Source organism: Bacillus sp. XT-4 (assembly GCF_050864245.1).
In the GTDB taxonomy this organism is placed as follows: Bacteria; Bacillota; Bacilli; order Bacillales; family Bacillaceae; genus Bacillus; species Bacillus altitudinis.
Genome location: NZ_JBPAFI010000002.1, coordinates 1 through 12,113, shown reverse-complemented (window position 1 = coordinate 12,113; position 12,113 = coordinate 1). Strand labels below are relative to the sequence as shown.

Here is a 12,113-nt window from a genome sequence, read left to right as displayed (position 1 = left end):
TGTGATCGCCCCTTTTTGAAGTCATGCTGTTTTTAAATGCAGGATGCAAAAACAGCTTTTCTTTACTTTTACCACATATTTAAATTGATGAAACGGCTAAAGCCATTTGATTTTCGGTTCAGTTTTGTTGAGAATTCGTTTGAGGTTGGCGATGTGTCTGAAGATCACAAAGCCAGCAAGAACGGCAACAACAATAATTAAAAATAGATCTTGGGTGAATATGCTGTAAATGAATGTGTAGATCCCAGTCAGCATAGATGATAATGAAACATATTTACTAATGTATAAAAATAAGAAAAAAGCAGCGATCATCGTGATAAATAAGAACGGGGCATAAAATAACAGCACGCCGCCTGATGTAGCGACCGCTTTTCCCCCTTTAAATTTTGCAAAGACAGGAAAGCTGTGACCGATAACAGCAGCAACTCCTGCTAATAAGGGATGAATGTCCAGTTGCATGAAAAACGGTAAAGCCGAAGCAAGAGTCCCTTTTAAAATATCAGCAGTGATAACGATGGACCCTGCTTTCACACCCAGTGTACGGAATGCATTCGTCGCACCTAGGTTCCCGCTGCCATGTTCACGGATATCGATTCCCTTTGCAGCTTTCCCGACAATGAGACCTGATGGAATACTGCCGAGAAGATAAGCCAAAATAAACATCAAAGCAATTAACATCTGCATAACTCCTTTATATTCTCCCTCTTGTCTTACATTTTAACATGATCTTATGAAAAACATGGCGATCTTTTTTTGAAAAAAACGATGGCCGATGAATTCAGCTTTGTTTTTAACAAGAAATTCGCTAAAATAGAAGAAAAGGAGTGTCTGGATGAATCATCCTTCAAAACAAGAAATTGGGCGCATATTAAAAAGCAGTAAGCGAATTGCGGTTGTTGGTTTGTCAGATCAGCCGCACCGAACGTCTTATATGGTTTCAAAAGCCATGCAGGATGCCGGTTATGACATCATTCCTGTCAATCCAACGATTGATGAAGCACTTGGGGTAAAAGCGGTCGACTCTTTAAAAGACATAGATGGGCCTGTTGATATCGTCAATGTCTTTAGACGTTCAGAGTTTTTGCCTGAGGTGGCGAAAGAATTTCTTGAAATAGACGCACCTGTTTTTTGGGCGCAGCAAGGCGTACATCATGAAGAGGCGAAAAGGCTGATTGAGGAAAATGGCAAGGTCGCCATCATGGATTTATGTATCAAAGTGGCTCATGCGATGACAAAAACTCATTAAATCGTCAAAAATCCTTGGTTTTTCAAGGATTTTTGCTTTTTTGTTGCAGAAATATATTTGCGATTCTAGAAGAAAGCGATAAAATAAGGCGACAGGGACCTATCGGTGACCTTGCATATCGAGAAAAAGAGCGATAAGATAAATATAGAACATTTGTTCTGTTTTGCTAAAACCATCATATGATTGCATTTGGCTTATGAAACAGTCTTGTTTATAATGGACTTCTAGTTCTGATTGCAGAATGTAGAACATTCTCATAACCGTGCAAAAGAGCATGTATCGCTGAATCACACATGCATGGTGATGATGCAGCTTATTAAAGTGGACAGTAATGAGCAGCATGATCATCATTAAAATCTAGAGAGATCATTGATGATTAGCCGGTTATGTTTGTTAGTGAAAGGGGATTAAGCATTTGGTTAAAAAGCAGCAAGTAGATTATAACGATGATTCTATTCAGGTGCTAGAGGGGCTTGAAGCGGTCCGTAAACGTCCAGGGATGTATATTGGATCGACGGATTCCCGCGGTCTTCATCACCTTGTCTATGAGATTGTAGACAACTCTGTCGATGAAGTGCTCGCTGGCCATGGAGATCATATCATTGTCAAAATACATAAAGATAACAGCATTTCCGTCCAAGATAAAGGGCGCGGAATGCCTACTGGTATGCATAAGCTTGGAAAACCGACACCTGAGATCATTTTAACTGTCCTGCACGCAGGCGGAAAATTTGGTCAAGGTGGTTATAAAACAAGTGGTGGACTTCACGGGGTTGGGGCGTCCGTTGTGAACGCACTTTCAGAGTGGCTCACCGTGACGATAGAACGCGATGGATTTATTTATCACCAGCGCTTTGAACATGGCGGAAAGCCAGTCACATCACTTGAAAAAATCGGGAAAACGAAAAAGACCGGTACACTGATTCATTTTAAGCCAGATCCAACGATGTTCAGTGTCACCACCTATAATTTTGATATATTATCAGAGCGTTTAAGAGAATCAGCCTTTTTATTAAAAGGGCTAAAAATAGAGCTGATTGATGAGCGCCATGATGTGCAGGAAACCTTTTATTATGAGACAGGTATTGAAGCGTTCGTTGCTTATTTAAACGAGGAAAAGGATGTACTTAGTGAAGTCGTTTCGTTTGAAGGCGAACATCAGTCCATTGAAGTCGATTTTGCCTTTCAATTTAACGACGGATATTCAGAAAATATTTTGTCGTTCGTCAATAACGTAAGAACCAAAGATGGCGGTACGCATGAGTCTGGTGCAAAAACGGCCATGACGAGAGCCTTTAATGAATATGCACGCAAAGTGACCCTTTTAAAAGAAAAAGATAAAAATTTAGAAGGTACGGATATTCGTGAAGGCTTGTCAGCTGTTATTTCTGTCAGAATTCCTGAAGAACTTCTTCAATTTGAAGGGCAAACAAAAGGAAAGCTTGGAACGAGTGAGGCAAGGTCAGCTGTTGATGCCGTAATTTCTGAAAAATTGGCTTATTTCCTTGAAGAAAACCGCGAAACGGCAACACTGCTTGTCAAAAAAGCGATTAAAGCGCAGCAGGCAAGAGAAGCGGCTAGAAAAGCAAGAGAAGAAGCAAGGAGCGGCAAGAAACGGAAAAAATCTGAAGCAACACTCAGCGGAAAATTAACACCTGCTCAATCTAGAAACCCGGCAAGAAACGAACTGTATCTTGTAGAGGGCGACTCAGCGGGTGGATCAGCCAAGCAAGGACGTGATCGGAAATTCCAAGCGGTGCTGCCGCTTCGAGGTAAGGTCATTAATACAGAGAAAGCAAAGCTTGCGGATATTTTCAAAAACGAAGAAATCAACACCATTATCCATGCTATTGGCGGCGGGGTTGGTGTCGATTTTAATGTAGAAGACATCAATTATGACAAAATTGTCATTATGACAGATGCTGATACAGATGGCGCGCATATTCAGGTTCTATTGCTTACATTCTTCTACCGCTATATGAAGCCGCTGATTGAGCATGGCAAAGTATTCATTGCCCTTCCGCCTTTATATAAAGTCAGCAAAGGCTCAGGGAAGAAAGAAGTCATTGAATATGCTTGGTCTGATGAAGAAATGGATGACGTACTAAAGAAAGTTGGAAAAGGATATACGATTCAGCGCTATAAAGGTTTAGGTGAAATGAATGCCGACCAGCTATGGGAAACGACAATGAATCCAGAGTCGAGAACGCTTGTCAGGGTGAAGATCGATGATGCTGCACGGGTGGAGCGCCGCGTCACGACACTGATGGGTGACAAAGTAGAACCACGCCGTAAATGGATTGAAAAGAATGTCGCCTTTGGACTTGATGAGGAAAGCAACATTCTTGAAAATGAAAACTTGTCGCTAGCTGAGGAGGTTTAAACATGGCACAACAAGAACGATTTCATGATTTACCGTTAGAAGAAGTGATTGGGGACCGTTTTGGTCGCTATAGTAAATATATTATCCAAGATCGTGCACTTCCAGATGCACGTGATGGATTAAAGCCTGTACAACGAAGAATTTTATATGCGATGTATGCAGAAGGAAATACACAAGATAAAAACTTCCGTAAAGCTGCCAAAACAGTCGGTAACGTCATTGGTAACTATCATCCGCATGGTGATTCATCTGTTTATGAAGCCATGGTGAGAATGAGCCAGGATTGGAAAGTGCGAAATGTGCTGATTGAGATGCATGGAAATAACGGGAGTATCGACGGAGATCCTCCTGCTGCCATGCGTTATACCGAAGCAAGGCTTTCTGCCATTGCATCAGAGCTTTTAAAGGACCTCGACAAGGAGACAGTCGAATTTGTCGCGAACTTTGATGATACAAGCAAAGAGCCTGTTGTCTTACCAGCGATGTTTCCCAACCTTCTTGTGAACGGGTCAACAGGGATTTCAGCCGGTTATGCGACTGATATTCCGCCGCACCATCTAGGAGAAGTAATTGATGGCGTGATTAAGCGAATCGAACAGCCGCATTGTACGGTTGAAGATTTAATGACAGTCATCAAAGGGCCTGATTTCCCAACAGGCGGGATCATTCAAGGTGTGGATGGTATTAAGAAGGCATATGAAACAGGAAAAGGAAAGATTATGATTCGCGGAAAAGCGGAGATTGAAACCATCCGCGGTGGACGCCAGCAAATCGTGATCACAGAAATTCCTTATGAAGTGAATAAAGCCAATCTTGTCAAAAAGATGGACGAGTTCCGCATTGAAAGAAAAGTAGAAGGAATTTCTGAGGTTCGGGATGAGACGGATCGTACCGGCCTTCGGATTGTTGTAGAGCTGAAAAAAGAAGCGGATGCGAATGGTGTCTTGAATTTCTTATATAAAAATTCTGATCTGCAAATCCCATATAACTTTAATATGGTCGCGATACATAACAGAAGACCGACTTTAATGACGCTTACAACTGTACTAGACGCTTACATTGCTCATCAAAAAGAAGTGGTGACGAACCGCTCAGCATACGAGCTTCGAAAAGCAAAAGAACGTCATCATATTGTAGATGGATTAATTAAAGCTCTTTCCATTTTAGATGAAGTCATTGCGACGATTCGTTCGTCTAATGATAAGCGTGATGCGAAAAACAATTTGATGGAGAAATATGATTTTACAGAAGCTCAATCAGAAGCGATTGTTTCTCTCCAGTTATATCGTTTAACAAATACAGATATCACTCAACTAAGAGACGAAGCAAGAGAGCTTGACGTGCGAATTGCAGAGCTGGAAGACATTTTAGCGAATGAGAAAAAGCTGTTTAAAGTCATTACGAACAACTTGAAGAAGTTGAAAAAGACGTATGCTGATGAAAGACGATCTGTCATTGAGGAAAAAATTGAAGAAATTAAGATTAACCTTGAAGTGATGATCGCATCAGAGGACGTGTACGTCACAGTCACAAAAGATGGATACATCAAACGGACAAGCCAGCGTTCATATGCTGCATCAAACGGTAAGGACTTCGGTATGAAGGATACAGACCGACTGATTCACCAGTTTGAAATGAATACAACAGATGTTCTTCTGCTATTTACGAATAAAGGGAGCTACATTTACTGTCCAGTTCATCAGTTGCCAGATATACGCTGGAAAGACATGGGGCAGCACATTACGAATATTATTTCGATTGATCGCGATGAATCCATTCAAAAAGCGATCCCAATTAAAGAATTTGATGAATCATCGTATCTCCTGTTCTTCACAAAAGGCGGTATGGTGAAGAAAACAGAGCTTCTCCAATATAAAGCGCAGCGCTATTCAAAACCGCTTGTCGCCTTGAATTTAAAAGGTGATGATGAACTTGTAGATGTTCATGTTACAACAGGTCAGCAAGAATTGTTTATTGCAACGAAAAATGGCTATGGATTATGGTTTGATGAAGAAGAAGTGAGTGTGGTCGGTCCGAGAGCGGCTGGTGTGAAAGGCATCAATTTGAAGGACGGAGACGAGGTGGTTTCTGGACAAATCATTGATCCGAAGAACAATGTGCTTGTTCTCACGACACAAAGAGGTGCTGTGAAGCGGATGAACCTCTCTGAATTTGATAAGACATCAAGAGCAAAACGTGGAGTGATCATGCTAAGAGAATTAAAGAAAAACCCTCACAGAATTGTTGCTGTGATTGCTGCTTCACTGCACGATACACTTGAGATTGATACGGAAAAGGGTGCCACGATCCCGCTCGATATTTCCACACTAAGGGCGAATGATCGTTATAGCAATGGATCGTTTATTTTAGATGAGGAAGAGCAGGGAGAAGTAACTCAAGTTCTTTTATCACCTGCTGCATCTGACCAATATGACAATAAATAAGCATAACGAAAACCCCCTGCGTAAGGCAGGGGGTTTTTATGATGAGGTCAATTTAACTCTCGTGATTGCCAAACATGCTTGTGATGGCATGCACTACTTCAATTCCTTGGTAAACGAAAAGAGAAAGTGAAGTGACAGAGAACAGACCTAGAATGAATACTCTTAAGAAAAATAACATCGTGTAAAACCTCCCAATTTTTGTTTGATTTAAATGGTTGGGTTAACACGAGCTACTCGGAAATTCGAAGACTGGTAGAACACTGCAAGTAAATGCTTCTTTTTCCGGTCAAATCGATCAGTATAAGTGATGCGTGCAAATCCAGCTGCCATACTGCCAATGACTAGCAGTGCTGTAAATGCCGCAAATACTGCGTTCACATGTTTTTGTTTCTTTTCATCGCCTGCTGTCTGAACGATTTTCATTTCATGTGATTCTTGATCAGCAACCACCTTTGCATGATGGTACACCTGAACGGAATGAGGCATTGAGAACAAATGAAAACTTGCAAGTGCTATGAATAAGACTGCTAATTTTAACAGCATATTTTTTTTCATTTTTCTCACCCCTTCCTGTTTATTTTCATGATCTTACCACGTTTTCAGTTATTTGAAAAGTCTTATTTTTTTACTTTCCCTCTTTAAAAAAGCGCTAAACATCAAGACATCTATAGGACTGTTTCACTTCATGAAAGGTTTCAATTTTATTTTTTAAATTTAAAAAAAGTACCGAGATCAAAGATCTGGCACTTTTCAAAAAGAATGTATTGATGTCGGTTTTGCAACAGCTTTTGTAAAGATTCCTGCAATACAAATGGCAAACAGAACAAAAATAAACGCATGAAGCAGACCGACTTGATTGGCGAGCAGTCCTAAAACAGGGGGCCCTGATAGAGAGGCTGTATACCCAGATAAAGTGACGATACTGACACGCTTGACAGCATAGCGGCTATCATCACCAGCTGCTGAAATGGTCAGCGGGAAGCCTAAGGACGCGCCAAGTCCCCATAAAAAGATAGATATCATACACACGACGAGTGAAATCTTTAAAATCACCAAGAATAGTCCGGCGGCAGCAGATAAGATCGCGATTCTTAGCAATAGCACCCTGCCAAAGCGATCAATGAAACGTCCGCTCAGTAGTCTGCCACTAATCATCCCGCACAAAAATAATGCATAGATGACCGTACTCATTGAATGAGAAACCTGATAGCCATCAACCATTGCTAGTGGAATCCAATCATTTGCAGAACCTTCTACAAATGCGAGACATAAGGCAATCATCGCTAATGAGATCGTCCGTTTGTTCAGCCATGATGTTTGACAAGCCTCAACTGATTCTGACTGCGTCTCATCCGGATCTTTTCCTGTCCCGTGCGGAATAAACCGTGTACAAATCAGGATACTGAGAAAGAAAAGGAGTGCAATGGTGAGAAGGTGAATGAGGACAGACACACCTAAATAAATAAAGAGAATTCCGGCACCTGCACCAATTAACGTTCCAATACTGAAAGAAGCATGCAAAATCGGCAGGATCGTTCTCTTGATCTGATACTCAATCTCCGTTCCTTCTAAGTTCATGGCTACATTGCACATGCCTGATCCTGAACCAAAAAGAAAAAGGCCAGCAGTGACAATTAGCGTAGAAGAGAGGGCGGCTCCGATTGCAAGGGTTGAGAATCCAATAAACATCAAAAAAGCGCTGACCACAATCGCCACTCGGCCGCCTTTTTTGCGAACGAATACATTGGAAAGAATCAGCCCGACAATGGAACCTACAGATAGGCCGAGTAAAATGAGTCCCATAGTGCCTGTATCTGCTTGCAACAAATCTCTCACTTCTGGTGTTCTTGAAAACCAAGTGGAGATGGAGATCCCAGACATCGTAAAAATAACAATGATCGCTTTATACCACTTTAATTTCATCTAATCCCTCATATCTATGTAGTCATACAGAACAAATCTACTCGATTATAAAGGAGACTTCCTGATTCGTAAATAACATGAGGGAGGATCATCATGAAGAAAATATTCCAACTTCATCATTCTTTGATAGAATAAAGACAAAAGGGGCGATACATATGTCATATCGAATAGGTGTTTTAAAGGGAGACGGGATTGGACCGGAAATTGTTAATTCTAGTATGCGTATTTTAAAGACAGCGCTGTCACAGTTCAATGAACCATTTGTGGAATTTGTAGAGTGTCCTATCGGTGCTGAAGCCATTCATTCTCATCAAGATCCAGTGCCAGCATCTACTATAGCCGCCTTGAAAAAATGCCATGGCTGGATATTAGGACCTCATGATTCAGCTTCATATCCTGATCAATTGAAAGAAAGAAGAAATCCAAGTGGAGAACTGCGTCATACATTTGATTTATTTGCAAATATTCGTCCATCGCAATCGCTGCCAGGTGTGAAAAGCGTTGCCAGTGGCGTCGACCTTGTCATTTTTCGAGAAAATACAGAAGGCTTTTATCCAGACCGGAATATGTATCAGGGGACAGGAGAGTGGATGATTACACCAGATGTCGCCATATCTACAGGTGTGTTTACAAAAAAAGCAATTACCCGTATTGCCCACGCAGCCTTTCAACGTGCAGTGGAGAGGAGGGGGAAAGTCACCATTGTTCATAAAGCGAACGTGATCAAATTAGGATCTGGCTTGTTTTTACGAACATGTCAAGAGGTAGCGAAAGCATATCCACAAGTGGAGGTTGAGGATATTCATATTGATGCGATGGCTGCTCATTTAGTGAGACGTGCAGGTGATTTTGATGTGATTGTGACAGAAAATATGTTTGGCGACATATTATCTGATCTTGCAGGGGAACTAGTCGGCAGTTTAGGAATGGCACCCTCATTAAATTGTAACGAAAATCAAGCGATGGCACAGGCGGCACATGGATCAGCACCTGATATAGCTGGTCAAAATATCGCCAATCCAATGGGCATGATTCTTTCTACAGTGATGCTTTGTAACTGGCTACATGTGAAATATCAAGATGAAAGATTAAAACAGACAGCCAGTCTGATCGAACATACTCTTGGTGAGACCTTAAAAAAGAACTTGAAAACGAAGGATTTAGGAGGAAATGAGACGACGACACAATTCACCGAGGCATTCATTCAAACGATGAATGAAGTTTCAATAAAAGGGAGATGAACATGAAAACAGAAAAAGAAAAGATGATCAAGGGAGAATACTATCACCCAAATGACCACACATTGATGAAAGATCGAGCAAAAGCGCGACAATTGACATTTGCCTATCAGCAAACAAATGAGCCATCACAGAGAATGGCCATTTTAAAGGAGCTTTTAGGCGCTTGCGGAGATGATGTGGTATTTGAAGGCAGAATACAATGTGATTATGGATACAATATCGAGGTTGGCGAGCATTTTTTTGCAAATTTTGATGCTGTGTTATTAGATGTTTGCAAGATTACAATTGGAGATCATTGTTTGTTAGGTCCGAATGTCCATATATATACAGCTGGACATCCGTTAAATCCAGAAGAACGTCAAACAGGTATTGAATTCGGCAAACCAGTCACAATTGGACATCATGTATGGATTGGCGGTGGTGCCATTATCAATCCAGGTGTGACAATCGGAGATCATGCTGTCATTGCATCAGGATCCGTTGTGACAAAAGATGTTCCGTCAAATGTGATTGTTGGCGGGAATCCTGCAAAAATCTTAAAACATTTAGAGGAATGAAAATCTGACGAATCAACCGTTGGATTTTCATTTTTTATTTTATCTCAATAAGATAAGTATACTTAATAATGAGACAAAGAAAATTCAATTGTTTCTTAACTTCCTAGAATATATATTATGTAAACTGAGTGAAAATTTAACCTAGTTTACATTTTTGTTTATGAACAGTTTGTTGTACTAGAAGGTAAATGTAGATCCATTCGGAAGGTAAATGTGGATCCATTGTGCACTCCCTCTTATCCATCTCCAACTACCCTTTTGTATGTAATATCAAAAATCAAAAACCTCTATGTCCAATATATTAAATCAGCCATAAAAGTTTTTGAATTTAATTATTGCCTAAATGAGTTACCTATAGGACTTGAATAAAATCCCCATAATATTAACATCTACGAACCTGCGGCGATTTTTGAATTAACAATAAAATCTTTGTCCCTCTAAAACCCGTTTAATGTTCAGGGCCATGTATAAGGTTAATTTAATTTGTCTCATTCATTCCATTATTAATCCAATCATTAAAATCCTCAATAATTACACTTCCATGATATATATCACCTAAATTTTGGTCGTTCTTGAGTTTCCACCAATTTTCAGCATTCTCAATATTCTTCATTTGTTCTTCTATATAATTTGAATAAAAGATTTTGGACATAACTATTGGCCCTACAAGAAGTTTATTACCTAAATCAGATAATTTAGACGCGTGTGTCACAGCCTCTCCGATCCATACTAAATTATTTATCCCCGAAGACTTTCTTCCTGCTTTTACAGCTAAAGTTTCTTTTGCAGCTAAACCTATTCCAGCCTTAATATTAGGTAACTTTCTTTCTTCTAATAATTTATTTAACATTTTCATATAAGTATTAATGTAAAAAGACCTGTGAGCAATATCGAGAATATCTTGCCTATACGGTACTGAATAAATTGCATAAACGCAGTCACCTCTTATTCCTATTTCAATCAAGTTGTCATCAGTGTCTTTTTTTAGAATTTCTATAATTTCAGAGGTGAAACCGCGTATAACTTTAGCAACTTCCACCTCATCTTGTGAAAATAATTTTGTAGAGTCTCGCAAATCTACAAAGATTGCTCCAGCCCACGCCTTATATCCATTGGTATAGGTGAAATCATCATCATTCTGAGGGAATTTTTCAACTTCTTTTACGGCATCTGTATTATCTAAAATTTCCTCTACTTTCTTTTTTCTCGTCAAGTAGTCATATCCTTTAATCTTCATTGATTAGAAACCTCCTGAATAACTTAAAAGAACTCCAATTAAATAAACTGCAACAGTACTGGCCATACCTATAAAAGTGAATTTAATTCCTCTACTAAAGTATTTATATTTCAGTGTGCAGATTTGTGCATTTACATATATTTGGCTCAGAATATCCTCTACCTCTTCATCTTCATTTTGCGACTGCACTCTTTGTTTAAATTCATTAAAACTGTTTGCTGAAATTGTTTCAAAGTAATACAGAGATTCCTGATGCAGGCCTTCCCCATCCAATACTTTTTTATTTTGAGGAACAAGGACTTTAACTAATGATAGAGCTCCGTAAATAAATAGTGACCAGGAGCATATAAAAAAGGTGAGATATAACACATTAGAGAAATTAATACTAAAGATTGATTCTGTTAATATTCTTTTAATCATTACCAAAGATTGCTCAGATAAAAATAAAGTCAAAAATATGCCAACCATTGCTAAAACAATAGATGCTTTTGTATCACAACTCTTTATCCAATCAAGTTGTCTATCTAGTCTTTGAATCAAATTATCTTTAATACTATTTTCTGGCATTATCAATCACTTCTTCCAGTATATTATGTAGACTATTATTATACCTTATTCCTTTGTTCTATGGATATTTTTTCAAATATAGAGGATCAAAATGATCAAAAATTTAAAAAAGAGGACTTTTGACAATTTGCCAGTAGCAATATGTCTAAGTCCTCTTTTTTATTAAATTTTTAATTGAATTTGTGTCAAACTCAAAACTTATTCTCCAGTCTCAGCAAATTGTTTCAATCGATCTCCAATTTCATCTCTTACCCTTTGGAAAAATGCCCACTTCTCTTCTTCTGTTCCTTCTGCTTTTGCTGGATCATCAAAGCCCCAATGGACACGTTTGACATGAGGTGGAGTCATCGGGCATTTATCAGCTGCGTCCCCGCATAGTGTTACGACTAAGTCAGCGTGATGCAATATTTTCTGATTAATCAGGTCAGACGTTTGATTAGAAATATCAATCCCTATTTCTTTCATTGCTTTTACAGCATTCGGATTTAATCCATGAGCTTCGATACCAGCACTAT

At 39.4% G+C, this 12,113-nt stretch carries 12 protein-coding genes; 5 read left to right on the top strand and 7 right to left on the bottom strand.

Translation table 11 applies throughout. The annotated features are described in order from the left end of the window. Positions 1-96: 96 nt before the first annotated feature. Positions 97-678, bottom strand: a complete 582-nt coding sequence (gene plsY / locus ACRRMM_RS05280; protein WP_008343794.1) for a glycerol-3-phosphate 1-O-acyltransferase PlsY — start codon at positions 676-678, stop codon at positions 97-99. 154 nt (positions 679-832) lie between these two features. Between plsY and ACRRMM_RS05275 the strand changes: the two genes are divergently transcribed. The 3 genes from ACRRMM_RS05275 (at position 833) to parC (ending at position 6,073) form a co-directional block, all read left to right on the top strand. Beyond that, the gene (locus ACRRMM_RS05275; RefSeq protein ID WP_052320281.1) at positions 833-1,246 is read left to right on the top strand and encodes a CoA-binding protein; all 414 of its coding nucleotides are present in this window, start codon (positions 833-835) and stop codon (positions 1,244-1,246) included. Positions 1,247-1,661: 415 nt separating this feature from the next. Next, on the top strand, positions 1,662-3,629 hold the full coding sequence (gene parE, locus ACRRMM_RS05270; RefSeq protein WP_017367329.1) for a DNA topoisomerase IV subunit B: 1,968 nt from the start codon (positions 1,662-1,664) through the stop codon (positions 3,627-3,629). 2 nt (positions 3,630-3,631) lie between these two features. After that, entirely contained in the window at positions 3,632-6,073 is a 2,442-nt protein-coding gene (gene parC, locus ACRRMM_RS05265) for a DNA topoisomerase IV subunit A (protein ID WP_052320280.1), read from the top strand. A 52-nt stretch (positions 6,074-6,125) separates the two neighbouring features. On the opposite strand, the gene ACRRMM_RS05260 is transcribed toward parC, so the two are convergent. The 3 genes from ACRRMM_RS05260 to ACRRMM_RS05250 form a co-directional block, all read right to left on the bottom strand. Continuing rightward, the gene (locus ACRRMM_RS05260; protein ID WP_008343787.1) at positions 6,126-6,251 is read right to left on the bottom strand and encodes a hypothetical protein; all 126 of its coding nucleotides are present in this window, start codon (positions 6,249-6,251) and stop codon (positions 6,126-6,128) included. 29 nt (positions 6,252-6,280) lie between these two features. Continuing rightward, positions 6,281-6,628, bottom strand: coding sequence for a hypothetical protein (locus ACRRMM_RS05255; RefSeq protein ID WP_008343786.1), 348 nt, complete (start codon positions 6,626-6,628; stop codon positions 6,281-6,283). A 195-nt stretch (positions 6,629-6,823) separates the two neighbouring features. After that, positions 6,824-7,996 carry an MFS transporter gene (locus tag ACRRMM_RS05250; RefSeq protein WP_046527312.1) on the bottom strand — a complete coding sequence of 391 codons (1,173 nt, stop codon included), beginning with the start codon at positions 7,994-7,996 and terminating at the stop codon, positions 6,824-6,826. 77 nt (positions 7,997-8,073) lie between these two features. Between ACRRMM_RS05250 and ACRRMM_RS05245 the strand changes: the two genes are divergently transcribed. Together ACRRMM_RS05245 and ACRRMM_RS05240 are read left to right on the top strand one after the other, a co-directional pair. Then, entirely contained in the window at positions 8,074-9,237 is a 1,164-nt protein-coding gene (locus ACRRMM_RS05245) for an isocitrate/isopropylmalate dehydrogenase family protein (protein WP_046527313.1), read from the top strand. 2 nt (positions 9,238-9,239) lie between these two features. Next, positions 9,240-9,794 (top strand): sugar O-acetyltransferase, encoded by a 555-nt coding sequence (locus tag ACRRMM_RS05240; protein WP_046527314.1) that lies wholly within the window; start codon positions 9,240-9,242, stop codon positions 9,792-9,794. A 478-nt stretch (positions 9,795-10,272) separates the two neighbouring features. Here ACRRMM_RS05240 and ACRRMM_RS05235 read toward each other — a convergent pair whose 3' ends face one another. The 3 genes from ACRRMM_RS05235 to ACRRMM_RS05225 all read right to left on the bottom strand — a co-directional run. Further along, entirely contained in the window at positions 10,273-11,031 is a 759-nt protein-coding gene (locus ACRRMM_RS05235; protein WP_432450801.1) for an adenylate/guanylate cyclase domain-containing protein, read from the bottom strand. 3 nt (positions 11,032-11,034) lie between these two features. Next, complete coding sequence (locus ACRRMM_RS05230; protein ID WP_106035476.1) at positions 11,035-11,598, bottom strand: Pycsar system effector family protein; 564 nt, start codon at positions 11,596-11,598, stop codon at positions 11,035-11,037. 198 nt (positions 11,599-11,796) lie between these two features. After that, positions 11,797-12,113 (bottom strand): arsenate reductase (locus tag ACRRMM_RS05225; protein ID WP_432450800.1); only part of this gene is annotated, 317 nt, incomplete at its 5' end.

Coding starts and splice junctions, on each gene's coding strand:
- plsY (WP_008343794.1), bottom strand. CDS start 678: ATGTTAATTGCTTTGATGTTTATTTTGGCTTATCTTCTCGGCAGTATT.
- ACRRMM_RS05230 (WP_106035476.1), bottom strand. CDS start 11,598: ATGCCAGAAAATAGTATTAAAGATAATTTGATTCAAAGACTAGATAGA.
- ACRRMM_RS05240 (WP_046527314.1), top strand. CDS start 9,240: ATGAAAACAGAAAAAGAAAAGATGATCAAGGGAGAATACTATCACCCA.
- ACRRMM_RS05260 (WP_008343787.1), bottom strand. CDS start 6,251: ATGTTATTTTTCTTAAGAGTATTCATTCTAGGTCTGTTCTCTGTCACT.
- ACRRMM_RS05235 (WP_432450801.1), bottom strand. CDS start 11,031: ATGAAGATTAAAGGATATGACTACTTGACGAGAAAAAAGAAAGTAGAG.
- ACRRMM_RS05275 (WP_052320281.1), top strand. CDS start 833: ATGAATCATCCTTCAAAACAAGAAATTGGGCGCATATTAAAAAGCAGT.
- parC (WP_052320280.1), top strand. CDS start 3,632: ATGGCACAACAAGAACGATTTCATGATTTACCGTTAGAAGAAGTGATT.
- ACRRMM_RS05255 (WP_008343786.1), bottom strand. CDS start 6,628: ATGAAAAAAAATATGCTGTTAAAATTAGCAGTCTTATTCATAGCACTT.
- ACRRMM_RS05245 (WP_046527313.1), top strand. CDS start 8,074: ATGAGGGAGGATCATCATGAAGAAAATATTCCAACTTCATCATTCTTT.
- ACRRMM_RS05250 (WP_046527312.1), bottom strand. CDS start 7,996: ATGAAATTAAAGTGGTATAAAGCGATCATTGTTATTTTTACGATGTCT.